A 26165-nucleotide genomic window follows, 5' to 3' on the forward strand; every position below is an offset into this window, starting at 1 on the left:
ATTTCGTCCATGAACGTACTTCCCCCGGGAACGCTGCTTCAAATGATGTACCTCGAAGAGCGGCTTGGACGGACTCCGCCCGGCCGGTTCATCGAGGTGGGACCGGGCAGCGGCGAAATCACGCAGATGCTGCTCAATCGCGGGTGGTGTGGCCAATCCTGCGACCTCGAAGCGACGACCGTGGCGAAGCTCGAACACCGCTTCGCAGCTCAGATTGCGCAGGGGCGCTTCGCCGCTTTCCACGGGGACTTTCTCTCCCGGAGCACCGTGGTGTCGCCGCAAGTGGACCTCGTGATCTCGTGCATGGTCATGGAGCACCTCGACGAAACGGCACAGTTCGAGTTCATGCGCCGCGCCCGAGAGGTTCTGAACCCTTCCGGAAAAATGATCGGCCTGGTTCCCGGCTCTCCGGCACACTGGGGCATCGAGGATGACATCGCCGGGCATTGCCGGCGGTACACGCAAGCCAGCATCGAGGCGCTGGCAAACACGAACCGCTGGCGCCTCATGCACGTCGCTGGCTTGACCTACCCACTCTCCAATCTTCTGTTGCCGCTGTCAAACGCCATTGTCCGCAAGCACGAGGGTTCGAAGCTGTCGATGTCGCTGCTGGAGCGTACGAAACAATCCGGTGCGCGTGACGTCAAGTTTAAAACGCGGTTTCCTCCCATCCTTGGTTTGTTTCTGAACCGCATGGCAATGGCGCCGTTCAACGCCTTGCAAAAGGCGTTCTCGAAGTCCGAGAGTGCCCTGGTCATCTACTTCGAGGCAAGTCCCGCGCCGGAGCTCGTTCATGGATGAGTTTAAAAACGAGGCGCTCCTGTCGGACGTGGCTGCTTACTACTCGCTCAAACTGTCGGAGCATGGGCAGACCGCCCGCGGTGTCGACTGGAATGGGGAGGAAGGACAGGCACAGCGATTTCGCGAAGTTTGCAGGCTAGTCGACGGCACACGCCCTTTCTCCGTCGCCGACCTCGGGTGCGGCTATGGCGCGCTGTACGACTACCTGCTGCTTCAGCAGTACAACTTCAGCTACCTTGGAGTCGACTTGTCCGAAAGCATGATCGCTGCGGCGCGCGAGCGATTGAGGGAAAGCCGCACTGCAAGATTGCTGCAGGCGAGTGCTCCTGACGTGGTGAGCGACTACGGCATCGCCAGCGGCATCTTCAACGTCAGGCTTGGCCACGCTGACGACGAATGGTCTGACTACGTCTACCGGACGCTCGACGAACTCGACAGGACGAGCCGGCTGGGATTCTCGTTCAACTGCCTGACCAAGTACTCCGACACGCATCGCATGCGCCCGGGCCTCTACTACGCAGACCCTTGTGAGCTGTTCGACTTGTGCAAGCGACGATACGCAAGGAACGTGGCGCTGCTGCACGACTACGGCCTTTACGAGTTCACGATCCTGGTCAGGAAAGTACCATGAAGAAGCGGCTTGTGGTTTTTGGAACGGGCGACATTGCCCAACTGGCGCACCGGTATTTCAACCTCGACTCCGACTATAAGGTCGCCGCTTTCACCGTCGACGCCGAATACATGGACAAGCCCGTGTTCTGCGATTTACCGGTCGTCGCGTTCGACGAGGTTGTCAACCACTTCCCGCCTGGCGAGTTCGACATGTTCGTCGGCCTGAGCTATTCCAAACTGAATGCAGTCCGACGAGACAAATTTCTCGCGTGCAAAGCGAAAGGCTATCGCCTGCCGAGCTACGTGAGCAGCGCCGCCAGTGTCCAGAACGATGGTGCCATTGGAGACAATTGCTTTGTCCTCGAGGACAACACCATCCAGCCGTTCGTACGGATTGGAGATAACGTCACGCTGTGGAGCGGCAACCACATTGGCCACCACTCGACGATCGGCGACCACAGTTTTCTCGCATCCCACGTGGTGGTGTCTGGCGGGGTGACGATCGGCAAGCAGTGCTTTATCGGCGTCAACGCGACGCTGCGCGACCACATCCGGATCGGCGACCGGTGCGTCGTCGGTGCCGGTGCGCTGCTGCTCGCCGATGCAGCGCCAGATGGGGTCTACATCGGTCCGGCCACGGAGCGTTCGAAAGTGCCGAGCGGGCGGCTGCGCGGCATATGACGGTCTCGTGGAGAAAACTGGGACGGCTCTTCTGTCCCAACGATAGCGGGCGCCACGCGAAGCTTCTGACGCACGCCGCAAATCCACTGCCTGTCCATCTGGAGGGAGACGTCTACCGTGTCTTCTACTGTGCCCGCGACAGCGCGAATCGGTCTTCCGTCGGCGCCGTTGACATCGATGTCGTACGGCGCCGGGTGTTGCACGACCATCCCGAGCCCGTATTCGTACATGGCGCCGAGGGCAGCTTTTTCGCCGATGGCGTGAGTATCGGCAACTGCTACGAGACGCCCGAGGGGCGCTTCATGCTTTTCATGGGCTGGCGCAATCCGGCCGGCGCCCACTGGTACGGTGAGATCGGCCGGTTGCGAGTGGACAATGACCTGGGACTCTCGCTGGACGGCGAAGTGCCGTTCTTGCCGCTCGACCACGACGACACAGCGAGCCTCTCGTATCCATGGGTCGTGCGCGAGGACGGCGGGCATGGCTACGCGATGTGGTACGGGTCGACCCTTGCCTGGGATGGCGGCAACGGCGAGATGGTTCACGTCATCAAGCGGGCCTCCTCCTTCGACGGCAAACACTGGCGCAAGGAAGACGTGGCGATTCCCTATGGCATCGGCACGGCGCAGGCGTTCTCGCGACCGACAGTCTTGGTGGACGCGACGGGCCGCCACCACATGTGGTTTTCCTATCGGAGCGGGTCCGGGCCGGCGTATCGTATCGGGTATGCGAGCAGTCCCGATGGTGGCGCCTGGACGCTGGATCTTGCCCAAGCCGGCATTGCCGTGGCCGAAGAAGGTTGGGACTCCGAGATGATCGAGTACCCGTTTGTATTCGAGCATGGCGGCGAGCGCTACATGCTCTATAACGGCAACGGGTATGGCAGGACGGGATTTGGCTTGGCCGTGGCTTCGCATGAATGAGGCGCCTCCGGCGGCAAAGCGGCACGCGCTGGGTACCCAACTGCTGCGCTATGGCTTTGTCGGCGTGCTCAGTAATGCGGCAGGCTACCTGGTCTACCTGGTTGCGACGCATCAGGGCGCCGAGCCGAAGGTGGCCATGTCATTGCTTTATCTCGCGGGCGCGTGCATTGGTTTTTGGGGTAACCGCCAGCTCACCTTCAAGCACGGCGGCAGCGTCACCAAAGCCGGCATGCGATATGTTCTGGCCCACTGCATGGGATACCTGATCAACCTTGCCATCCTGTACGTCTTCGTCGACCGCCTGTCCATCCCGCACCAGTTGGCCCAGGCGATCGGCATCGTCGCGGTTGCTGGGTTCCTTTTCGTCACCTTCAGGCACCTCGTGTTCGGCGACGCTGCGTCGAAGTCGAGAGACCATTCGTGAAACTGTGCCTGCGTTGCCATGCAAGCTTCGAAAGCAGCGCCAGCCGTTGTCCAGCGTGCGGCCATGCGCCCTCGGAACTCGACGGGTTCACCGCCTACTCTCCCGAGCAGGCGCATCATGGGGGTGGCTTCAAGGCGGGGTACTTCTCAGAGCTGGCGCAGCTGGAGGATGCCAACTTCTGGTTCCGGGGGAGGAACGCCCTCATCCAGTGGGCCATCGGCAAATACTGCACCGACTTCCGGTCTTTGCTGGAAATCGGCTGCGGGACTGCCTACGTGCTTTCGGGAGTCGCCAAGGCATTCCCGCAAGCGCGGTTGCTCGGGAGCGAGATTTTCGTCGCAGGCCTCGCTTTTGCCGCCACGCGCCTGCCCTCCGCCACATTCGTGCAAATGGACGCGCGCGATATTCCTTTCGTGAGTGAATTCGACGTCATCGGGGCATTCGATGTCATCGAGCACATCGAAGAGGACAAGCGCGTTCTGGCCGCGATGCATGCCGCGCTCAAACCGGGTGGCAGCATCCTGGTGACGGTGCCACAGCACCCCTGGCTGTGGAGTGCCGCAGACGAATACGCGTGTCATGTCCGGCGGTACCGCGCCGCGGAACTGCATCAGAAGGTCCGCGCAGCAGGATTCGAAATCGTGCGCAGCACGTCCTTCGTCAGCGCGCTGCTGCCGGCCATGATGGTGTCCCGCCTCGCACACCGCCAGCGTGCGGCCGGGCGCTATGACCCCCAGGCCGAATTCAAGATCCGGCCCTGGCTGAACACCGCGCTTGAGAGTGCACTCGCGTGCGAGCGGGGCATGATCAGGGCGGGCATCGACCTGCCCGTGGGGGGCTCCAGGCTCTTGGTGGCAAGGAAGCCGGCGCACCAGCCCGCGCGGGTCATTGATCGGACTTGACATGAAAAACTCACGCATCCCATTCAACTGGCCGCACATGACGGGGAACGAGCTTCAATACATCGCCGAGGCCCACCTCAACGGCCGCTTGGCGGGCGACGGCCCTTTCACTGCCCGGTGCCATCGGTGGATCGAACAGCATACCGGTTGCTCCAAGGCACTTCTCACGCACTCGTGCACAGCGGCCCTGGAAATGATCGCTCTGTTGATGGACATACGTCCCGGCGATGAAATCATCATGCCCTCATACACCTTTGTGTCGACGGCAAACGCTTTCGTGCTGAGGGGCGGCGTACCAGTGTTTGTGGATATCCGTACCGACACGCTGAATCTTGATGAAGCGCTGATAGAAGCTGCAATCACTCCGCGCACTCGTGCCATCGCGGTTGTGCACTACGCGGGCGTGGCCTGCGAGATGGACACGATCATGGCGATCGCCCGAAAATACGGATTGGCAGTGGTCGAGGACGCTGCGCAGGGCGTCATGTCCACCTACAAAGGACGCGCACTCGGCAGCATCGGGCAATTTGGCGCATACAGCTTCCATGAAACAAAGAATGTCATCTCGGGCGAAGGTGGCGCTTTGCTTGTAAATGATCCAGCACTCAACCTCCGCGCGGAAATCATCCGCGAGAAGGGGACAGACCGCAGCCGTTTCTTCCGGGGCGAAACCGACAAGTACACTTGGCAAGAAGTTGGGTCATCGTTTCTGCCGGGCGAACTGATCGCTGCATTCCTCTGGGCACAGTTGGAGCAGGCGGATCGAATAACGCAGGCGCGTTTGGCTGCATGGGACCGATACCACGAGCGCCTGAAGGGCCTGCAGGAGAGCGGCGCCGTGCGCAGGCCCGCGGTGCCTGAAGGCTGCGTCCACAACGCGCACATGTACTATCTGGTGCTGTCACCTCAGATCGACCGCCAACACGTGTTGGATCGATTTAAGTCGGCAAGTATTGCGGCAGTTTTCCACTATGTTCCGCTTCACTCATCCCCTGCGGGGCTGCGATATGGTCGCGCGCACGGAAGCCTTGAAGTGACCGAGGCTGTCTCGGAAAGGCTCATACGGCTACCGCTTTGGAGCGGATTGACGGAAACGCAGCAGGAATTCGTCATTAAGATACTCAGCGAGGCCGTCGGCAATCGCATCAACTAAGACATTGGTTCCTCTTCCCCGTTCTTGATCCAGCCGCTGGGCGACTCGGCAATCCACTTGCGCTTGCGATGGGCGCTGCGGGCTTCATCGGTGTGCAGCTTGGTTGCCATTGCCTAATGCACGGATACTTGCTCGCATCGATTTCGACTCGCTCGTTGCTCTCGCCCCCAGCGCGACCACCAGCTCGGTGGGATGGTCCTTTTGCGCTCGAACACCGATTCGCGCCACCGCCACATAACCCTCACCCTAGCCCTCCCGCGGGCAGAGGGAGAGAAGGGCACTAAGTCGCCGGCTGACCCGGCGGCGCGGAGCCGCGGCCTCCTCTGTCCTTCGACCATTTGTCGTAGGCTTCAGGAAATGCTGCCTTGAAGCGCGCCAAGTCCATCAGCAGTTCGTCTTCGCGCTTCAGTACCAGCGCGCTTTCGAGCGCCTTTTCGATGATCCGCGGCTCGGGCGAATAGTGCAGCAGGGACCGCGCGGTCTCGTACGTCCATGCCGCGTTGTTCAGTGTTAGCGGCGTGATCGTCAGTTCGGCAAAGCGCGCCTGATTGCGAAACAGCCAGGACTTGCGAATCTGCGGCAACGGGTCGTCACGCATGGCGGGCGTGCGCGATTCGGGCGGCAGGTAAACCTGGCTCACGCGCCGGTAGTCCCACGTGGCATAGGCACAGGCGGCCACGACTGTGACCGCGAGCCCCGCGCTGACCATTCGGGCCCGAGCACCCGCCGCACGCAATGGTGGGCCGGGCTTGACGCCCCAGAGCAGGCCCAGGCACAAGCCAAACGCAAGCTGGAACGGGCCATACCACAGCGGATATTCCAGCAGGCTGTGCAGCCCGATCACCGCCAGCACGCCCCAGGCCATCTGGCGCACCGGATCGGCATCGCTCCATGGCCGCGCTCGCAGGGCCGCCCACAGCAGGCCGACACAAGCGATCAGCGCTGCCGGGACGCCCAGCTCCACTGCCAGGTGCAAGGGCAGGCTGTGCGCGTTGTCGAGGATGTCGCAAAAACGCGCGCCCGGGTGCAAGGTGGTGAAGTGGGCGAAATCCAGCTCGCCCCAACCCCACCCGCGCCAAGGGTGCTGAGCGATGAGGTGCAGCACGTTGGACCAGAGCACGGTGCGACTGCTGCAAGCGTCGACGGCCGCGACGCGTTCCCACAGCCGGTTGCCGGCGACGCCAGTCAGCGCCTCGAGAAGCGCCGGCAATGCGAGCGCTGCCACGAGGTAGGCTGTGAGACCCACGCCAAAGAGCGCTGCACGCGCGCGGCGCGGTCCGGGCCAGGCGCAGGCCAGCACGCCCAGCACCAGCATCTGCATGAGCCCGGTGCGGGAGGTGGTTGCGGCATTGCCCGCGGCCAGCCACGCCATCGCAAGCACGGCGGTCCAGGCGCCGAGCTTGCGCGGGGACAACCAGAGCAGCGACGCCATGCCGATGGCGGTGAGCGACGCGAACTGGTTGCGTTGACGCAGGTTGGCGTAGGCTTCGCCGGCCGAGGAGCTGTTGATCCAGGGGGCGAACGATGCTTCGACGCCAAAGTACTGGCACAGCGCCATCGCCGTACTGACCGCGGCGGCGAGCAGCCAGGCGAACGCCATTGCATCGATAAAGCTTGCGCGGCTGGAGCCGCCGGCGGCCGCACCGGCGGCCATGAGGATCAGCAGGCAGGCTGCGGCGAGGGCCAGGGATTCAGGGGACAAGCCGGTGCGTATTGCGGTCCAAGCAGCCAGGAGGGCGAGGGCCAGCACCAACACGGGATTCAGCCGCGCGGGCGGCTGGATGGCCAAAACCAGCGCCACGCACGTTGCGCTTAGCAGCCAGGGATCAACGGAGGACGAGGGACCACTCGCGAAGGGAGAGATCCACGGCAGCAGCAGGCAAGCCAGGCAAAGCAGCGAACGAACACGTGGCGGCACCGGCGGGTCACTCACCTGAAAGGTCATCGATCGACACGTGGAGACACGAGGCACGGGTTTGCATGGCCTGGATTTTGCCCGAGGGCCGATGCTACAGTAGCCGGGATGGCCGAATGACGCATGGAAAAAATCGCAATTGTCGGACTGGGATATGTCGGCCTTCCGTTGGCCGTGGCGTTCGGCAAGCTCATGCCGACGATCGGGTACGACCTGTCGACGCGCAAAGTCGATAGCTATCGCCAGCACGTCGACCCCAGCGGCACCGTCACAGGCGAGGAGTTGCGCGCGGCCGAACTACTCTCTTTTGCGACGGACGCTGACCAACTCGCCGGTGCCACCTTCTTCATCATCGCCGTGCCGACGCCCATCGACGCGGCCCGAAAGCCGGACTTTTCCCCGCTGGTCCACGCCAGCGAAGTGGTGGGGGCGAGCCTCAAGGCCGGCTCGACCGTCATCTACGAATCCACCGTCTACCCCGGCGCGACGGAAGAAGTCTGCATCCCGATTCTCGAGCGCGTTTCCGGCCTCAAGTGGCAGCGCGACTTTCATGTCGGCTACTCACCCGAGCGAATCAACCCAGGCGACAAGCAGCACGTGCTGGCCAACACGATCAAGGTGGTGGCTGGGGACAGCCCCGGCACACTAGAGCGCGTCGCAGCCCTGTACGAGAGGGTGGTAACGGCAGGTGTGCATCGCGTTTCGTCGCTCAAGGTCGCCGAAGCGGCGAAGGTGATCGAGAACACCCAGCGCGACTTGAACATCGCGTTGATGAACGAACTGGCGGTGATCTTCAACCGGATCGGCCTGGACACGCTGGAGGTGCTGGAAGCTGCCGGCACGAAGTGGAATTTTCTACCCTTCCGCCCGGGCCTGGTCGGAGGCCATTGCATCGGCGTCGACCCGTATTACCTGACGTACAAGGCAGAGATGGTGGGCTACCATCCCGAGGTGATTCTGGCGGGCCGCCGCATCAACGACAGCATGGGCAAATTCATCGCGGAGCAGACGGTGAAGCAGCTCATACAGGCTGGCAGCCACATCAAGGGCGCCAAGGTGAACGTGCTGGGCATTACCTTCAAGGAAAACGTGCCGGACCTGCGGAATTCGAAAACGTGGGACCTGATCACGGAGCTTCGCGCGTATGGCGTCGACGTGTATGTGCATGATCCGGTCGCCGACGCGGACGAGGCGCGCGGGGAATACGGGATCGAGCTGATGGCGTGGGAGTCACTGCCCGTGGCGGACGCGGTGGTTGTGGCCGTCGCGCATCAGGACTTTTTGGCGAGGCCTCATTCGGCCTACGTCGGGCAGTTGAAACGGGGCGGCTGCTTCATCGACGTCAGGGCGAAGTTCGACAGCGACGAGTTGAGGGCGGCGGGGTTGGCGGTATGGCGTCTGTAGTGACATGGCTGAACCCTTCGCGCACCACAAGGTACGACGCCAGAATTCTTGGCACGATTGGCGATTTGAGGGGCATCATATTTCCTGAATCGTCTCATCCGCCGGTTCTGCCGAGGGACGGACTGCTACAGTAAGCAGCATGGCCTCATTCAGCGCATGCGCCCGCGAGCGACCCTAGCTGATGACCTGCCGTCACGCCACTACAGTCATGAGCTTCATCGCGTTGCACCCATTGCGCACTTTTTCCGACACTTGGCGCCACCGCTATCTGCTTGCGCAGCTCATTAAGCGAGACGTTCTCCTGCGCTACCGCGGCGCCGTGTTCGGCGTGTTGTGGATTTTCTTGAGTCCGCTATTCATGCTCGCGGTTTTTGCCTTTGTCTTCGGAAACATTTTCCAGTCCCGCTGGCCCGAGCAAACCGGAGGAATGCCTTTTTGGCTGTTGCTCTACTGTGGATTGATCGCATTCAACATTTTTGCGGAGACAGTTTCACGCGCGCCGACGTCAGTGCGGGGCTACCCGAGCTTCGTCAAAAAAATCATCTTTCCTGTGCACATCCTGCCCGTTGTTCCAGTTGGAGTCGCACTGGTGCATGGGACTTTCAATTTTCTCGTACTCCTGGCCGCCTTGTCCTGGTCGGGCAATTTCCACGCACACGCACTGCTTTTCCCTCTTTTACTCCTTCCGTTGTTGCTGCTCGCGCTTGGAATTTCCTGGTTCGTGGCTGCCTGGGGCGTGTATATCAAGGATATGACCCAGATCGTGCCCATGCTCGTGCAGATGCTGATGTTCGTATCGCCAGTCTTCTATCCCGCGAGCGCCGTGCCTGCAGCGCTGCGTCCCTTCTACGACTACAACCCCCTTGGAACAGTGATTGAAAGTACCCGTTCCGCCGTTACGGGTCAATCGATCGACTGGCGTGCGTGGGGCGTGGCATTGGGGTTCTGCATGGCGGCCTGCATGCTAGGGTACGCGTTCTTCCAGCACAGCCGTGACGAGTTTGCCGATGCACTCTGAGCTTGCGATTTCGGCGCAGAACCTCGGCAAGACCTTCCGTGTGTTTGGCCATCCCGGCGACCGCATCAAGCAGGCATTGTCGTTCGGCCGGATCCGCCTGCATCGAGAATTCACCGCCTTGCGAGACGTCTCTTTCGATGTCAAGAAGGGGGAAACAGTCGGCATCATCGGCCGCAACGGCTCGGGCAAGAGCACCTTGCTGCAACTTGTGTGTGGAGTCTTGAAGCCTACCTCAGGAAAGGTGGAGGCGAACGGACGAATCTCGGCCTTGCTCGAATTGGGCTCCGGATTCAATCCCGAATTCACGGGGCGGGAAAATGTTTACTTCCAGGGAGCGGTGTCCGGGATAGACAAGAAAGAAATGGCCGCACGTTTTGACGATATCGCAGCCTTTGCCGAAATCGGCGAATTCATCGACCAGCCAGTCAGAACCTATTCCAGTGGCATGTTCGTCAAATTGGCATTCGCCGTCGCCATCCACGTGGACCCGGACATCCTGATCGTTGACGAAGCGCTTGCCGTCGGAGATGCGGCTTTCCAGTCCAAATGTTTTCAACGCATACGAGGCTTCCAGAAAAGCGGCGGGTCGATACTTCTCGTGACGCATTCCCTGGAACAAGTGGGCCATTTTTGCGACCGGGTGCTGCTACTGGATTCCGGTACGCTGCTCGCCGACGGCAGTACATCAGAAACACTGACGACATACACAAATAGAATCGCCAAGGGTGCGGCACGGGTCATTGACAGGCCGGCCAAAGATGACCAGTTCTCAGACCATCCAGCCTACGTCAGTAGCGAGACGCGCTGGGGTGGCGGCGCAGCCACGATCGACGATATTTCCTTGACGCAAGCTGGCGTCGTGAATCCCGACAAGTTTCTTGCAGGCCTTGAAACAGAACTTGTGCTTACTATTCGATATCACGCCATCGTCGATCGACCGGTTTATGGCCTGACTGTGAAGTCGGCTGACGGCGCACAGCTTTTTACCGCCAACTCGCTCCAATCACCCGGGGCTGCGGTTGTTCGGGCGCAAAAAGCGGGCGACGTCGTGCGAGCATGCTTTCGCTTCAATCCCTTCTTCGATTCGGGGCACTATTTGATTTCAGTGGGCGTGGCTGGCGAAACGCAAGACGGGCTGATCGCCCACGACCGGCGTTACGATTCGATCGACTTTCACATTGCGCATCCGCTCACCCCGTCACAGGAGGTCGCCGTCCGCTCCACCTTCACCCTCCTGTAGCGATGGCGGCCCGCACACAAGCCCTGAAATGAAGTTGGCGATGCAAATGCGCAATGGCCTACCCGCGGTATTCCGGGTTGCGCTCACGCATATTTATCGCCTCCAGTTGGCCGTGTTGGCCGTATTGGTGGTCTCGTGCCTCTTTTGGTGGCAAGGCAAGGCAGGCTTTAGCCTGTGGGACGAGGGATTCCTCTGGTACGGTGCACAGCGTGTCATGTTGGGAGAAGTGCCGATCCGTGACTTCATGGCCTACGATCCGGCTCGATATTACTGGTCAGCGACGCTGATGAGCGCGTGGGGCGACAGTGGCATCGTGGCCTTGCGGCGAGCTGTCGCAATCTTTCAGGTCATTGGCCTGTTTACAGGCTTGCTCCTGTTGTCGCGGGTCGACAAGACAGCGCGCAAGCTGGACGGCCCTTATCTGCTCCTGTCCGCGGCGGTGTTGGCCCTATGGATGTTTCCCCGCCACAAACTTTTTGATGCGTCGGCGTCCATTCTGTCGATCGGCATACTGGCCTATCTCATCCAAAATCCGACTGGAAGACGTTATTTGCTCAGCGGCGTGTGCGTAGGCTTTGTCGCCATGTTTGGCCGAAACCACGGCGTCTATGCAGGCGTAGCCAGCATTGGCGCCATTGGCTGGTTGAGCATGAAGCGCCCCGGCGGGCCAGGCGCGTGCCAGGGCCTGGCGATTTGGGCGACGGGCGTGCTGCTTGGGTTCTCACCCATACTCCTGATGGCGTTGTTGGTACCCGGCTTCGCCGCAGCGTTTTGGGAAAGCATCCGCTACGTATTTGAAGTCAAGGCGACAAATCTCCCCTTGCCGGTACCGTGGCCATGGCAAGCAAACTTTTCCACTGCACCGTTTGGCCATGCGATTCGGGATGTCCTGGTGGGCCTGTTCTTCCTGGCGACGATTCTTTTCGGCGCGTTTTCCATCGGGTGGGTGATTTATCGAGAATGGCAGGCCAAACCGGTGATTCCCGTGCTGGCGGCGACAGCGTGGCTAGCGCTTCCGTACGCGCACTATGCCTATTCCCGCGCGGACGTCGGCCACCTGGCTCTGGGCATCTTTCCCTTCCTGATAGGTTGCCTCGCCGTGCTGGCGACGCAGGCCGCAAGAATCAAATGGCCGGGCGCGCTCCTGCTTTGTGCCGCAAGCTTCTGGGTAATGCACATATTTCACCCAGGATGGCAATGCCGGAACGGGCGCTGCGTTAATGTGGAAATTTCCGGCGACCAATTGCGTGTGGACCGGGTTACCGCAGACGATGTTGCGTTGCTCCGCCGTTTGGCCACCCAGTATGCCCAGAACGGGGAGGCGTTTGTCGTCGCGCCCAACTGGCCGGGCGCCTATCCCCTGCTCCAACGCAAGTCGCCGATGTGGGAGATTTATGCGCTTTGGCCGCGCTCCGACTCGTTCGAGCGCGCAGAAATCGAACGGATTAAGGCTTCAAATCCTCAGTTTGCGCTGATCTGGAACTTTTCGTTGGATGGAAACGCTGCCTTGCAATTCCGCCATACTCATCCGCTGACTCATCAGTACATTCTGGAAAATTTCGATCCGCTTCCCGCCGTATCCAACCCGGCCTATGGCCTTTTCAAGGCAAGAAAGGCCGCGCAATGAAAGAAACGCAACCGTACAAGCCTCGCTGGCTATTTCAGGATGATTTGCTGGCGCATCAAGTGCGCACACCGGTCTCATGACTACACAGATTCGGCTCGACCCAAGACGGGGCAGCGAGTCAGACCAGACACCCCATGGCATCTCGTATTCAGACGGTGATGAGGTTGAAGACTATCTTTATTCGGTGCTGAGAAATGCGGTCGATCTCAGTGCAGCTTCGTCTGAGTTGGCGGCCGCGATCAAGGATTGGCCGAGTGAGTATCACCTAAGCCCCAGACGGCATAACCTGCTGCGGCATCTTGAATTGAAGTCGACAGACAGGGTCCTGGAACTGGGATGCGGCTGCGGCGCAATTACTCGCTTTCTCGGTGAAACCGGCGCAACGATCATCGCCTTGGAGGGCAGCCCCCGCCGCGCAAAGATTGCCGCAGAGCGCTGCCGGGATCTTCCCAATGTGAGCGTTCGCTGCGGCAACATTGCAGACTTCAGGGCAGCTGAAAAGTTCGACTTTGTCACTCTTATCGGAGTGCTGGAATACGCACCCCGCTTCATTGAAGCGGACGACCCAGTCGGTGCCTGCATTGGTCAGGCTGAAAGCCTCCTGAAAGAGGAAGGCTCCCTGATCTTGGCCATCGAAAACCAACTCGGATTGAAATACCTGAACGGCTGTGCCGAAGATCACGCGGGCGTTCCGTACTACGGAGTCCAAGATCTTTATGGTGCCGGCACGGCGGTCACCTTTGGCAAGAGGGAACTGGAGTCCCGCTTGGGGGCCGCCGGCCTTTCGGATGTTGCATTCATGTATCCGTTTCCGGATTACAAGCTTCCGAGCATCGTCTTGACGTCGGAGGCTTTCGAGCGCCCGGATTTCAAGGTCGCCGACCTGCTGTATCGCAGCTTTAGCCGTGACTACAGCGGTGGCGCGTCCCGGGCGTTCCACGAGAATCTCGTCTGGCAACCATTGGCGCGCAACGGGCTCCTGCAAGATCATGCCAACTCATTCTTGGTCACGGCCAGCCGGAAGCGGCCGGGGCGCCGGGCACGAATCGATTGGTTCGCGCGGACCTACAGCGCGGGGCGTCTTCCCGCATACGAGACCGAGACACTTTTCCGGCCAGACGGCAATGGCATTGCTGTTGTGAAACGCCAGTTGTTCCAGAGTGCGTCGCCTCCCGACCATATGGGCGAATGGAAGTTGCGCCATCGGCCCGCGATGCATGCGTCATACGTTTCGGGGCAACTCTATGCGACGAAACTGCAACCCATCATGGCTCGCGGTGGGGGCCCCGAAGCAGTGGCGAGATGGGCGGCCCCCTGGGTAGAACGTCTCCTGGCAGAGTCACTGCTTGGCCCGGATGGCAAGAAGTTCGTCCCGGGTGCGCGGTTGGATGCCCTTCCCTCAAACCTGGTGCGTGACAGTTCCGGAACATTCTTCGACATCGACCTCGAGTGGGAAGCCGGAACACCTGTGCCACTCGCCTGGGTATTGACGAGAGGGCTCGTCAACTCCATTGGCGCCTGCCCTGCTTCGCCGGCTTTTAATGGCCTCACTTTTCGCGAAGGCGTGATCAAAATCCTGGAGAATTTGGGACTGGTTCTCTCGGAGGAAGACTTCCGGACAGCCGCAGCTTTTGAGGATGCTCTCCAGGACATGGTATCTGGTCAAGATCGGTCTGCGTCCCCCTATTCCGCACTGCTGAATGGGCCGATATATTCATTCACCTTTCCGACCACCTTCCACGATGAAATCGCAGGATTGCGCGTGGAAATCGCTGCGTTGCGCGCGGAGATTATCCGCGTCAAAGCCTCGTCTTCGTGGCGCCTTAGTGCGCCATTTCGCGTGGCTTACAATTTTGCGCGCAAGATTGGTCGCGGATGAAGTACGTCTCCGGCCGATGATTTACCGCGCCTCCACACTGATGCGTTGGCGGCTTTTTTGAACAGCATAACGGGGCGTGCGTGATCCGGCAGACCATTCGCGCCCTTCAGCGCTACACAAAAGACAATGGCGGCTTTGTCGCGGCGACTCGCAAGGTAGCGCGACTCGCTTGGCTGCTCCTCAGGACGACAGGCTTCGCTGGACTCTTCACTGAAGTGCGTCAAACCTTGAAGGCGAGGCAGGCCCAGGTAGCGCTATTGCAGCGCAAGAAAATACTTGCCACTCTGGCCCAGAGCAAGCAGGTGGCAATCCTGACGACCCCTCACGCGATGTTTGTCGCGCACATGCTGAATCACGGGCTAGCCCGACGGGGCTTCCGCGTTTCAATCATTACATCGCCGCCCTCGTTGGGCTATGGAGATGCGATCTACTTGGTAATCAGCCCGCAGATGTTCGCGAGGCTACCAATGAACATGATCGCCTTCCAGATGGAGCAGTCCACCAGCACACGATGGTTCACGCCGCGATACCTCGACCAGCTGCGTAACGCGGTGGCCATCCTGGACTATTCGCGAATCAACATCGACTACCTGACACGTCAGGGAATTCCTTATGGGAACATTTTTTACCTGCCGATCGCGCCCGTGCCGGACTACCTGGATTTGCTGTCCGAACACGGCCTAAATCTCGACCGTTCCGGCAGGAAAGACTATGACGTGCTGTTCTATGGTGACGTCAACAACGAGCGCCGCCGCACCATCCTCGGCAAGCTTGGCGAGCGGTTCAATGTGACCATCGTCGGCAACCTGTTCGGCCGCGAGCTGTACGACAAGCTGCTGAGAGCGCGTGTCGTCGTCAACATCCATTACTACGAGAACGCGCTGCTTGAAACCACGAGAATCTCTGAGTGTCTTTCGCTGGGCGTCTCCGTGGTGTCGGAGAGCAGCTCTGACCGAAGCGATTACCCGGAGCTGGAGGCCCGCGTCCGCTATGTCAAGGTCGGCGACGTTGGGGCCATGATCGATGCCATCGAAAGCCTCCTCAGTGACGAAACCGACCCGGCAGCAGAGGCGCAAGCCGGCGAAGCGGAAACAGTCGGCGCGACGGCTTCCGCTTTCTACCTGGATCGGTTCCTGCTGGCCTTCGGGCTGACCGATTTCGAGACCATGTCGAGCACCGAGGCGCAGCCTCCGCGTTTCTCGACGGGGCGTATCTGCTTGAGCCTGCCGGAGACGATGGCTCGACGGAATTCCTTTCTTGCCCAGGGCCAATCGGCATACGAATTGTTCGATGGCATGCGCGGGGCGCAGGGCTGGATAGGTTGCGGGCTCAGCTACAAGTACTTGCTACAGCGTGCCAAGCGTGCAGGCCTTCCCCGGCTGTTGATCTGCGAAGACGATGTGGTGCTGACGAGCGCCGCGGAAGACTCGTTGGCGGTGGTTTATGACTACCTGGACTCGATCGACGGGCAGTGGGATGTGTTCGCCGGATTGATCGCCCATCTTCACCCGGACGTGACGGTCAGTCGCGTTGCCGAACACGGCGGACTAACGTTTGCCCATCTCGACAAGATGACCAGCATGGTGTTCAACATCTACAACCGGTCGATCTACGATCTGCTGATCGCATGGGATGAATCTGACGAGAATCCGCGGAGCAACACAGTAGACCGATACCTGGAAAGCAGGGACAACTTGAGAGTTGTTACCGCCGTTCCCTTCATCGTCGGGCACTCGGAAGACGACACGTCGACCTTGTGGGGGTTTGGGAACAGGCAGTACGTCGAACTGATTTCGCGCAGCCAGTTGCTGCTGCAAAGCAAGGTCGACGCCGTCCGGGCGCAAGCGAATGCGGGAGGGTCTGGACAGGCCTGACCCCGCGAGGAACAGCCAAGCCTCGGTCTTTGGTCGCGCGATACGCTACCGCGGATCGCCTTGATTTGCTAGCCGGGCGGAATGCTGGCGTTTCTGACGCAAAACTGAGGCGTCAGATGCATGTGAAAGCGCGGCTGCTCGACTTTGCCGATCTTCATTGCGGCAAACATATGTGTGGGGGTGATCTTGCCGGCATGAATGAGCTCCTCATCCTTTGCCTGCACTCGATCGATGAAATCGGTGGCCCAGCCGTCGGTCGGGTCAAAATTGTGGCCGAAACAGCGGTCCACAAATATGTCGATCACATTGCCGAACGGCACAAACAGCGCAAAATCGAAATGCTCGACGAGCAGGGGGAGAATGTCCTGCGCCCGGATGCCCTCGAAGCCTTCAGTGCTGCAATCAAAGTTGATGTAAAGAGGCTCGTGCCGGCGCAGCAGGTTGTTGTAGCGGCAGCGCTCCGGCAACTCCGACCAGAACGAGTGCACAACCTCCAGGGCTTCCGGCCACCGCATGTGCCCGTTGCGCCCGATCATGTCGTGCGCAAGAAAATAGCCGTCGGGACGCAAGTGTGTTTTTATCTCTTTGAAAATGTGTTCCAGCGCCACGAAGTGATGCAGCGCGTGACTGGCGATCACCACGTCATACGCGCCTTCAAGCCGAATCTTGTTGATGTCTGTCGCGGTGAAGCGCAGCAACCCGTCGACGCCCGCGTCTTGCGCGAGCTTCTTGCCGCGGCCGAGCATGGCGGCGTTGAGGTCGACACATTCAATTGTGAAATTGCTGTGCCCTTTGTCGAGCAGTGACCGCGCCAACTTGACCTCCACTTCGCAGTTACCCGAACCCAAGTTGATGATTCGTGTGGGTCGTCCTGCGGCCACCCGCAGCACTTCGTCGGCATGCTTGAGTAGAAACTCAGTGTCGTTCGTGAAATCGAACTTCTCGAGCATCGGCTTCACGTATTTGCCGGCCCAGTAGCCGTGAATCTCGGGTAGATTTGCCACCTTCTCCACGCCCTCGAAAGTCCGGATCTCCGCCGCGAGCTTCGAAGCGTAACTGCGCTTGGGTGAAGGTTCCACAAGCAGCGGCCGAACGCTTGCCACGAAGCGGTCCCAACCCGGCATACGCTGGAGCCGGAGCATGTGGGCCAAGCGCGTCCCGGCACGTCTCACGTTGGTTCGGATCATCAAGTTTCTCCAGTACTCTTGGGGCCAATATCCGCGCTGCGATCAGCCTGACATGCATAAGCCACGCTGCAGAGACCATTATGCTCAGTTCCCCGGGGAAATCGCCCGCACAGGCTCCTCACGCCTTGCATAGAGGCCCGCTACCGCACGGCCGGGATGCCATGCTTCCATAGCATCTGCAGCTTGTACGGAATCCACTGAAAAACCGAAAAGAATTGCCGGGCGGTGCTGCGCCGGTTGCCCTGCACCCATCGGCGGCGCTCGCGCAGCAGATGCCGTTGTTTCCAGAGCGACATCAGGCAGGCTCCATAGATCTCGCGCCACACGCGCAGGTCCCGTTTGATGAGAGTCAGCACCGCTCCCTCGCACGCCAGCGCCGCGAGATGAAGGGGAAAAAGCAGTGCGAAATGAGGCGCCGGACAGGTCAGCACCATCACATAGGACTTGTTGCGCTCGGAGAGCGCCCTGCGTCGGAAGGAGGTGACGAGGCGGCCCTGATCCACCTTTCCCCCGCCAAAGCTGTGGCCGACACGGTGCTTGTAGCCGCTCGCCCGTACGGCGATGACCCGGTATCCCATCAGGCGGGCACGGCAGCAAAGGTACAGGTCTTCGCCAATGCTCCCGAACCATTCGGGAAAGCCGTCCAACTCTCTCCAGAGGGCGCATGGGATCCAGAGGCACGCCCCCATCACCATCCCGACGTCTTCGCGGCGCGGGTCCTGATTGGGCACGGGGTTAAGGAAGGCATCAAGCATGCTGCCCCGGTCGAGCAGTTCCCCACTGGCGCAATCGAATTGCGGAAGAGTCAAGATGGCTGGCGTATCCAGTTCGCGAGCCGCGGACAGCAGGTGTTGCAGCGCGTCCGGATGCAGCGCCGCGTCGTTATTGAGAAGCAGCAGGTAGTCGCCACTGGCCACTGCGGCCATGCGGTTGTTGGCAATGCAGAATCCTACGTTTTCCGAGCTCTCTAGCAGCTTCGCCGCGGGATATTTCAGCCGCACATGCGCTGCGGACCCATCGCTGGACGCGTCGTCGTGGACAAGGATCTCCACGGCGATGTCGCCTTGCTGCTCCAGGATCGAGCGTAGGCACTCGTCGATGACGTCCATTCCGTTGTAGTTGGCAACGCAAACCGAAACCAGGGGCCGTTGCGCCGTCATTTCTTGTTCAGCCAATTCCAGGCGAGATCGAGGCCATCCGCAAGGGAGACTTTCGGTTGCCAACCGAGATGCTGCCGGATACGCGATGTGTCCAGCACCACGCCGCGAACATCGATGCTGCGAGCAGCCCGGTAGACCGTGTTCACCGGCCTGCCTGACACGAGTTCGACCATGCGGCGCAGCTGGTTGACACTTGCGCCGATGCCGCTGCCGAGGTTGTACGTTCTGCGATCGTGCGGAAGCCTGATCAAGCGTACGGTCGCTTCGACAACGTCGTCAATATAGATGTAGTCCCGCACGTTTTCTCCGTCGCCCCAGATCTCCAGCGTGGTGCCGTGAAACGCGTGGTCGAGCAAGGTGCGCACCAAGCCGAACCCGCTTTTTAGCTTCTGGCCTGCTCCATAGGCATTGGAGGGCCGAAGGATGGAGACGGCGCGACCTTGATCGTGTGCGGCCTTGCAGAGCGCTTCCTGCGATGCCTTGGCCGCGCCGTGGTCCGAAAGCGGAAAAAGCGGTGCATCTTCCGGCACTGGCAGGCGAAGCGGATTTCCATAAATGGCTCCGCCGGACGAAAAGTAGATCAGGTGCGTCTCCGGATGAGGCTGCAGGGCTCCCAGGAGTCGCGAGGTCAAGGCGACGTTTTCAAGTTCGAGGGCGGGTTGGCCGGCCGATGATGAGGGCGTCGTCGCGGAGGCCAGATGAACCACCGTACCGCAGACGCGCAGCGATTGTTCGAGCCGCCAGATGTCGGTACGGCCCACCGTATGGACAACGAACCCCTCCTGCTCAAGGCGAGTCCCCAATGCGGTCCCGATGAAGCCCGTGCCTCCAAGCAGTAGCACGCTGCGCCCGTTCATGTCCGGCGCTCCAGAAGGCTCGCATACGCGGCGGCATACCGCCCGGCGCAGCTGGCCCAGGTCCCGACGGAGTCCATGACCCACCTGCGCGCGGCCTGCCCCGCTGCCCGGTTATTGACGGGGTCCTCCAGCCATTCGAGGCCTTGGCTCAGTTGGCCCGGGCCGGCCGCCAGCCAGCCGGTCTTGCCATGCTGCAACACGTCGCGATGGGCCGGCAAGTCGGACGCAAGCACTGGCAATCCGGCAGCCATTGCCTCCAGCATCACTTGCGGGCGCCCTTCGTCATGGCGGCTCAATGTGATCAGCCCGCACGCCATGGGGAACCATCGCTCCTGTAGCTCTGCCGGATGGGTGGGGCCATGGTATTGGACCCATGAAGGGAGGTCAATTTGTTCTTGCATCGGGCCAAAAAGATGCAGCTGCCGCTGCGGGCCGAACAATCCATCACCCCAATCGAACAGGTGGCCGATCTTGTTTTTGGTAAGGCGCGTGATGGCCAGCCAATGACGCGTCGAGTCCGTCGGAATTGGCCGCACCATTTCAAACCACGAATCGTCGACGCCAAAAGCGATTGGGCGAATTTCGGCCAAGTCACCAAAAGCCTGCTCCAGTGCCGGCCGCATCCACTCCGCATTCGGCGCGAGTATGGCGCGACGCTGGCGCAGCACAGCGCGCAATAGCATCTTCATGCCTGGTAGCCGCAACAAAGCGAAGTCCGTTCCGAGCACTGTGATCAACGCGGGTGTGGTGCTGCCCCATAGCGGCAGCGCGTTCTGCAGCCAATTGACGTGTGCCACGTCGGCGCGCTGCTTGCGATAGGCGCGCCCTAGCCGCAAAACCAGGCCAAGGATCGTTCCTATGGCCTGGACCCTATGCACGCGCATCAAGTGCGCAATGCCGCCCCGCTGCGCCAGCCGGGCCAGCCACTCGGCGTCTGCCGAAGTGGAAGCAGACGCAACCGCGGCGGGAATTTGGCCAGGAGGCGCCCACAGTGAGAGCGTCATGTCGTCACGCGCGGCCAACGCTGTGACGAGGTTTGCGATGAAACGTCCGCGCCAGTCCTGTGGGCCCTCGGGGTACGACGTGCTGGTCATCAGCACGTGCAGAGCCGGGTTCATGGCGAACGATCCAAACCAAGGCCCGCAGCCCTGACAAACGCGGTTGTGAATGCCGGCACATCACGCTGGTCCAGATGGGATCCGTCCGGGCAAGCAAAGCGCGACAATTCGGGGTGCTCTTGCGAATGGATAGCGTGGGCGCTTGTGGTGGCCGCCACCCTATCCCAGTACAGGGATTTGGGAAAGCGCCTGGTATCTGCTTCGTGAACAAGACCACTGGTCGGCAAGCTGACGATGATGACTTTGCCGCCACGGGATTGAATGGCCGCCACGGTGCGCTCCAGGTCGACGAGTCCCTTCGTCGTTTGTGCACTCGCCGCCGTTGGTTCGAGCCGGCTCACGTAGTCCTCCACTTTCTGCGCGAGGCGATCGGCTGGCAGGCTTGTGTCGATCTCTGGGGGATTTCCAAGGTGCCTCAGAACTCGGCTCAAATAGAAATCGGGCATCTTCACGCGCTGGTAGTCGGCGCGCCGAGAGCGATCCGCGAAAGTTGACAGGTACTGTGGGGTTGCTTCGGGATTGATGATGCGGTTCTGAAAGGCATCCCACGGGCGCCCGCCGTCGGCGTAGTTGATCAGGTGATTGCGCATGGCATCGGACATCCGCGCGTCGATGTCCCGGTAGGTCGGCCACCGTATTTTCCCGTCGGCACTGGTCTCGTATTCAGCTTGGAAATCATGACTCGCTCCCGACGATTGCCGCTCAAGTGAAACTGGGCCGGGTATCAGATCGAGAACGACGGTACCTCGGATTGACGGGTCATGTGCCAAGCCCTCCAGCACCGGAACGTACGAGCTGCCATCGATGGCCAGCTGCACGGGCTCGAGCCCGGTGGTCCTACGCAGGATGTCCAAGTCGATGTCTAACTGGATCCGAGAGGCCCCCACCAGGATCAAAGCACGCTTGCCGAGTGCGGAAGCCCGCTCGCGCTCCTTGAGCCAGAGCGCCTGGGTGTCATGGACCGTGGGAGCGAAACCTCTTCGCGCCAAAATGATCTCTGTCGTCGCGACAAAGGCGAGTAATGTCAACAACGCGCCGCCAATAGTCAGCTTCCAAGCGCGTGGGGGGGGCCACTCAGAATTGGAAATAAATGAAAGCACGCGGCTCACCTCCGGACACCAGAAAGATGCCAATCAGGCAGATCCCCAAGAGCATAGTCTGTGCTGGGCGCGGGATTGCAAGAAACCAACCACCTGAGGTGCGGTCCCGACCCCAAATGTGCAGGATCACCAGCGCCAGTGAACAGCCCGAGGACGCGAACAAAGTGCCGGGTGGAAGATCAGGGAAGCCAGGCCGCGCCAGCGCCGAGAGAACTGCGAGAGCGTTGCCCGCGTCAGAGGCCCTGAAGGGTATCCAGGTCAAGGTGGCGACCAGGAACGTAGCCACCGCCATCCCGGCACTCGAAAAGTATCGGCCGATCAACCGCAAGTGTCGCCGGCCAAGCCGCTCGAGCAGCAGATAGGTACCATGCAAGCCGCCCCAAAACAGGAACATCAACGAAGCGCCGTGCCACAAACCACCGAGCAGCATGGTCACCATGAGATTTCGGCCGACTCGAAGCGTCGTTCCGCGGCCTCCTCCCAGCGGGATATAGAGGTAGTCCCTCAGCCACGAGGACAGCGAGATGTGCCACCTGCGCCAGAAATCGGAAAAACCGATCGCGCCGTATGGAGAGCGAAAGTTCAGTGGGAAGATGAAGCCGAAGCACAGGGCCAAGCCAATGGCACATGTTGAATAGCCGGCGAAGTCGCAGAAGATTTGCCCTGAGAACGCCAAGACGCCGGCCCAGGCATCCCACGCGCTGGCGCTCTGCGGTGAGTTGTAGAGTTGGTCCACCACCGGAGCGAAAATGGTGTCGGCGAGCACGGTCTTTTGGAAAAGACCGAGCACGAACAGAGCAAGACCCCATCCAACTTGCTGGCCCGTGACGGTCCTTGGCGTGTCAAGTTGAGGAAGAAAGTGGCTTGCGCGGACGATGGGTCCGGCCACTAGCTGCGGGAAGAAGCTCATGTACAACGCGAAGTCCAGCAGCGAAGCCGGCGCCAGCGTCTGCCGCCGATAGACGTCAATCGTGTACGACAAGGCGTGGAAGGTGTAGAAGGAAATGCCGATCGGCAACATCACATCGAAGGGCGCAGGCTTGAACTGCACGCCCGCCACCGCGAGCGCCGCAACGAACTGTTCGAGCACGAAGGCGGCGTACTTGAAGTAGGCCAACGGGATGAGGAGGACGAAGACGCTCGCGACCAGATACCGCTTTCGAATTGCTTCCGATTCCTGGAGCTGGACCAGTCGTACGAGCCACCAGGTCACCACCGTGATGGCTAGCAGCAAGAGGATGAATGGTGGGTTCCACGCGGCGTAGAAAAGCAGGCTGGCCGCCAGAAGAATGAGCTTCTTGGCTCTCCAGCTCCGGGCGATCCTGTGCGCGCTAAACACGACAATCAGAAACAGCAGAAAGCTGAGCGTGTTAAATGGCATGGGCGTTGTGGCCTGCGTTCCACTTTGCGCGCTTCAACTGCGCATCAAATCGTGTTCAGTCCTGGTCGCGATCTTGCGCATCGATGTTCTTGTAATGCAGCGCGGAGATCTGCTCGGAGACGACGCCGATGAGGAATGTGAAGACGGACGAAATGAAAAGCAATGCGCTCATGTTAGTGAAGCGGCCGGAAGTCAGATAGGTGTACAGGTAGTAGCCGAGCCCCGTCAGAAAAAACGTTGCGCTGATGGGCAGGAAAAGCCTTTGCGGCGAGAAGAGCGTGCCAACCTTGATGATGATCAACAGGAATCTCACGCCGTCACGCAGCGGATGAATGTGGCTCGCGCCGGTGCTCCTGCGCGGCGAATGAATTGGAACGTAGGCCACGCTGTAGCCCGCACGGAAGAAGCTCATCGTGATTGTCGTCGGATACGAAAACCCATTGGGCAACAAATACAGGAACTGGCGGAACTGGCGAGCATTCACCACCCGAAACCCCGAAGTGAGATCCGCGATCGGCTGCAAGACCATCCAGCTGGCGAAGCGGCTGAAGATGTCGTTGGCGGCCGCACGGTGCAAGCCTGCTTGAGAGCCTGACTGCCGCGCGCCGACGACCATGTCATAGCCCTGGCGGAACTCATCCAGAAGCAGAGGTACGTCCTCCGGTTTGTGCTGTCCGTCCGCATCCATGAAGATGAGTACGTCGCCTGTGGCGGCACGAGCGCCGCTCTTGACGGCGGCCCCGTTCCCCTTGGGGTAGGGATGGGTCACGACCCGCACCCCGTGCTTCGCACATACGGAAACCGTGGCGTCATCCGAACCGTCGTTGACGACAATGATCTCTGCGCCCTGGGGCATGTACACAGCCAATGCCGGCAACAGTTTTGCCAGTCCCTCAGCTTCGTTGCGGGCCGGAATCACGATGGAATACGTGTCAGCCGGCTTGTCAGTTCGTGTTTGCACTTGTTCCCATCGACTCGACCAGCGTCTTCAGTTCATTCAAGACTGGTCGGTCGCGCACAGCATGAAAATTTTCGATCAGCCAAGTGTATTCTCGCCGCGCTTCCTCCACCCTGTTGGCCCGCAGCAGCAGGCGAATCAAATTGGATCGAAGCGCCGCGCTGCCCGGATCGCTCGCCACAGCAGCCTGTGCGTACCCTATCGCCAATGGAACGGAATTCAGTCGGGCGACGGCGTAGTCCATCGCTACCGCATAGATCATCGCACGCGTCGTGGCGTCAGCGTACGGATTCGACAGGGCAGCCTCGATCAGCGCCTTAGCCTCGTTGTCGTCCATGCATAGACGCCCTTCTACCAAAAGGCCTGAGAGGCTTTGCACGATTCCACGATCGCCTAGGCTGTAGCGGCCGTAAACAAACCGCTCCAGCAAGCGCGCTCGAAGGGCAGCGTCTTTTTGCACACCGGTAATGCAGTCGAGATAGACGAGTCCGACCAAAGCAGCCTTGCCGTTCTTGTCGAGTTCTGCGGCGCGTCGGTAAAAGAACTGCACGGATTGATAGGCCAGCGCATTGCCCCCGCCAGCCTCGAAGGTTCTCTGCATGATGGCCGAGGCCGCTTGAAAGTTGGAGCGCGCCGAATTGGGATGGTTAGCCACATCCGCCTGAGAGCGCAGGAATTCATTGGCCCACTGCATGGACCGGAGGGTTGTTACCAGCCCGCAAAATGATACAAAGCTGATCGCCAGGACCAACCGGGGAACTGGCCAACGAGCATTCGCCTGAACCGGCAACATGAAGCTGAAGAGCCACAGGACTATTCCGAATGACGCGATGTAGTTGCGGTGCTCGTGCGCAATTTCCAGCGGGAACAACGTTGACTCCAGAGCATGGGATGCCAGGAACCAAAACACCGCAAACGCGAATAGCGGCCGTCTTGCGCGTTGCCAAAAGGCGAGCATCGCGACCGCCACCCAGCCCGCAATAGCCAACAAGGTTTCAGGCGGCGCGAAAAGCCCGCGTGAAATTGGAATGTCGTCGTGAAATAAGCCGAAGAAGTGCGGCGCGGGCAAGAGAAGCTGTCCCACATAGAACCAGAGCACTCTGGCTTCTGTCATGAGCCGCTCCACCATGCCGAAATCCCGCACGCTGTACCCTGCGGTGATGAATCCCCACTTGGCCCAGCACAACGTCGAAAGCAAAACACCCGCAATCGCCGCGGCCCACCATTTCAGGCGCGTCGGAACCGTTCGAAACGTGCCAAGGACGAGCCACTCGCACAGGAATATGTGGGCCGGCAGCAGGAGCCCGGTTTCCTTTGAAAAGACGGCGGCGGGCCATAGAACCAGGATGCTGGCCGCCATCGCAAGCACTCCTCGCGCGCCTTGTGCCTGCCTTCCGAAAAGCCAGAGTGACAGCGCGCAAAGTGAAAAAAGCGCCGACAGGCTGGTCATGCGCTGAACGACGTATAGCACCGGCATGGCGTTCAGCGGATGCATTGCCCATGCGGCCGCCACAGCTGCCGCGAGAAGCCATGCGCGGACGCGGCTTGTGCGATTCACCCACCGTCCCAACTGCAACGCGATCACGAAAAAAAGCGCCGCGTTGGCGATGTGGATGGCTAGATTGGTGACCTTGAATGAATAAGGAGCGGCGCCGAAAAGGTGGAGATTTGCCGCAAAACTTAACATGCTCAGTGGCCGGCCCAAGGGGCCTGAAATACCACTGCTTGCGGCCGTCGTCAGGGAAGCAATCGAGCCGTCGGTCGACCTCAGAGCCGGATTCTCGACGATGCTCGAAAAGTCATCGAATATGAAGCCACCTTGCAGGCCGGGCCAGTACAAGGCGAGAAGAAGCAGGCTCACCGCAGGCAAAACCGCAGCTTGAAGTAGCAAGGAACGGTTCGCGAAGGTCAACATGCGCCTAGTGTGCGGGCAAAAAAAAGCCCCGCCGCA

22 protein-coding genes are annotated in these 26165 nt (G+C 60.4%); 13 read left to right on the plus strand and 9 right to left on the minus strand.

Annotated features, from left to right (window positions below; translation table 11 throughout):
* The first annotated feature begins 9 nt into the window (after nt 1-9).
* The 7 genes from EEB15_RS05455 to rffA all read left to right on the plus strand — a co-directional run bounded on the left by EEB15_RS05455 (nt 10) and on the right by rffA (nt 5496).
* Nucleotides 10-801, plus strand: a complete 792-nt coding sequence (locus tag EEB15_RS05455) for a bifunctional 2-polyprenyl-6-hydroxyphenol methylase/3-demethylubiquinol 3-O-methyltransferase UbiG (RefSeq protein ID WP_141508499.1) — start codon at nt 10-12, stop codon at nt 799-801.
* Nucleotides 794-1432, plus strand: a complete 639-nt coding sequence (locus tag EEB15_RS05460) for a trans-aconitate 2-methyltransferase (RefSeq protein WP_141508500.1) — start codon at nt 794-796, stop codon at nt 1430-1432. Before EEB15_RS05455 ends, EEB15_RS05460 begins: the two co-directional genes overlap by 8 nt.
* Complete coding sequence (locus tag EEB15_RS05465) at nt 1429-2094, plus strand: acetyltransferase (protein ID WP_141508501.1); 666 nt, start codon at nt 1429-1431, stop codon at nt 2092-2094. Before EEB15_RS05460 ends, EEB15_RS05465 begins: the two co-directional genes overlap by 4 nt.
* A 197-nt stretch (nt 2095-2291) precedes the next feature.
* Nucleotides 2292-3017 carry a hypothetical protein gene (locus EEB15_RS05470; protein WP_199236455.1) on the plus strand — a complete coding sequence of 242 codons (726 nt, stop codon included), beginning with the start codon at nt 2292-2294 and terminating at the stop codon, nt 3015-3017.
* The gene (locus EEB15_RS05475) at nt 2974-3441 is read left to right on the plus strand and encodes a GtrA family protein (protein ID WP_199236456.1); all 468 of its coding nucleotides are present in this window, start codon (nt 2974-2976) and stop codon (nt 3439-3441) included. Before EEB15_RS05470 ends, EEB15_RS05475 begins: the two co-directional genes overlap by 44 nt.
* Nucleotides 3438-4343 carry a trans-aconitate 2-methyltransferase gene (locus EEB15_RS05480; protein ID WP_141508503.1) on the plus strand — a complete coding sequence of 302 codons (906 nt, stop codon included), beginning with the start codon at nt 3438-3440 and terminating at the stop codon, nt 4341-4343. The genes EEB15_RS05475 and EEB15_RS05480 overlap by 4 nt, the downstream gene beginning before the upstream one ends.
* Before the next feature lies 1 nt (nt 4344).
* Nucleotides 4345-5496 carry a dTDP-4-amino-4,6-dideoxygalactose transaminase gene (rffA, locus tag EEB15_RS05485; protein WP_141508504.1) on the plus strand — a complete coding sequence of 384 codons (1152 nt, stop codon included), beginning with the start codon at nt 4345-4347 and terminating at the stop codon, nt 5494-5496.
* A gap of 280 nt (nt 5497-5776) precedes the next feature.
* Here rffA and EEB15_RS05490 read toward each other — a convergent pair whose 3' ends face one another.
* A complete protein-coding gene (locus EEB15_RS05490; protein ID WP_233259360.1) occupies nt 5777-7297 on the minus strand; it encodes a Wzy polymerase domain-containing protein in 1521 nt (506 codons plus the stop codon).
* A 237-nt stretch (nt 7298-7534) separates the two neighbouring features.
* On the opposite strand from EEB15_RS05490, the gene EEB15_RS05495 reads away from it, so the two are divergent.
* From EEB15_RS05495 to EEB15_RS05520, 6 genes are all read left to right on the plus strand, one after another.
* Nucleotides 7535-8815 (plus strand): nucleotide sugar dehydrogenase, encoded by a 1281-nt coding sequence (locus tag EEB15_RS05495; RefSeq protein WP_141508506.1) that lies wholly within the window; start codon nt 7535-7537, stop codon nt 8813-8815.
* Nucleotides 8816-9023: 208 nt separating this feature from the next.
* On the plus strand, nt 9024-9833 hold the full coding sequence (locus tag EEB15_RS05500) for an ABC transporter permease (RefSeq protein ID WP_141508507.1): 810 nt from the start codon (nt 9024-9026) through the stop codon (nt 9831-9833).
* Entirely contained in the window at nt 9823-11073 is a 1251-nt protein-coding gene (locus EEB15_RS05505; RefSeq protein ID WP_141508508.1) for an ABC transporter ATP-binding protein, read from the plus strand. The genes EEB15_RS05500 and EEB15_RS05505 overlap by 11 nt, the downstream gene beginning before the upstream one ends.
* A 28-nt stretch (nt 11074-11101) precedes the next feature.
* Nucleotides 11102-12700, plus strand: coding sequence for a hypothetical protein (locus tag EEB15_RS05510; protein WP_199236457.1), 1599 nt, complete (start codon nt 11102-11104; stop codon nt 12698-12700).
* Nucleotides 12701-12776: 76 nt separating this feature from the next.
* Nucleotides 12777-14579 (plus strand): bifunctional 2-polyprenyl-6-hydroxyphenol methylase/3-demethylubiquinol 3-O-methyltransferase UbiG, encoded by a 1803-nt coding sequence (locus EEB15_RS05515; protein WP_141508509.1) that lies wholly within the window; start codon nt 12777-12779, stop codon nt 14577-14579.
* Between the two features lie 80 nt (nt 14580-14659).
* On the plus strand, nt 14660-16453 hold the full coding sequence (locus EEB15_RS05520) for a methyltransferase type 11 (protein WP_141508510.1): 1794 nt from the start codon (nt 14660-14662) through the stop codon (nt 16451-16453).
* Between the two features lie 68 nt (nt 16454-16521).
* Here EEB15_RS05520 and EEB15_RS05525 read toward each other — a convergent pair whose 3' ends face one another.
* The 8 genes from EEB15_RS05525 to EEB15_RS05560 all read right to left on the minus strand — a co-directional run bounded on the left by EEB15_RS05525 (nt 16522) and on the right by EEB15_RS05560 (nt 26129).
* A complete protein-coding gene (locus EEB15_RS05525; protein WP_141508511.1) occupies nt 16522-17640 on the minus strand; it encodes a class I SAM-dependent methyltransferase in 1119 nt (372 codons plus the stop codon).
* A 140-nt stretch (nt 17641-17780) separates the two neighbouring features.
* Nucleotides 17781-18815, minus strand: coding sequence for a glycosyltransferase family 2 protein (locus tag EEB15_RS05530; protein ID WP_199236458.1), 1035 nt, complete (start codon nt 18813-18815; stop codon nt 17781-17783).
* Entirely contained in the window at nt 18797-19657 is an 861-nt protein-coding gene (locus EEB15_RS05535; RefSeq protein ID WP_141508512.1) for an NAD-dependent epimerase/dehydratase family protein, read from the minus strand. The genes EEB15_RS05530 and EEB15_RS05535 overlap by 19 nt, the downstream gene beginning before the upstream one ends.
* The gene (locus tag EEB15_RS05540) at nt 19654-20751 is read right to left on the minus strand and encodes a glycosyltransferase family 4 protein (RefSeq protein ID WP_141508645.1); all 1098 of its coding nucleotides are present in this window, start codon (nt 20749-20751) and stop codon (nt 19654-19656) included. Before EEB15_RS05540 ends, EEB15_RS05535 begins: the two co-directional genes overlap by 4 nt.
* Before the next feature lie 20 nt (nt 20752-20771).
* Entirely contained in the window at nt 20772-21875 is a 1104-nt protein-coding gene (locus tag EEB15_RS05545) for a hypothetical protein (protein WP_158289993.1), read from the minus strand.
* Nucleotides 21850-23256, minus strand: coding sequence for an MBOAT family protein (locus EEB15_RS05550; RefSeq protein ID WP_141508514.1), 1407 nt, complete (start codon nt 23254-23256; stop codon nt 21850-21852). The genes EEB15_RS05545 and EEB15_RS05550 overlap by 26 nt, the downstream gene beginning before the upstream one ends.
* Before the next feature lie 55 nt (nt 23257-23311).
* A complete protein-coding gene (locus EEB15_RS05555) occupies nt 23312-24217 on the minus strand; it encodes a glycosyltransferase family 2 protein (RefSeq protein ID WP_141508515.1) in 906 nt (301 codons plus the stop codon).
* A complete protein-coding gene (locus tag EEB15_RS05560) occupies nt 24201-26129 on the minus strand; it encodes a tetratricopeptide repeat protein (RefSeq protein WP_141508516.1) in 1929 nt (642 codons plus the stop codon). Before EEB15_RS05560 ends, EEB15_RS05555 begins: the two co-directional genes overlap by 17 nt.
* Nucleotides 26130-26165 lie beyond the last annotated feature (36 nt).

The organism is Ramlibacter sp. WS9 (assembly GCF_003797765.1).
GTDB lineage: Bacteria > Pseudomonadota > Gammaproteobacteria > Burkholderiales > Burkholderiaceae_C > Ramlibacter.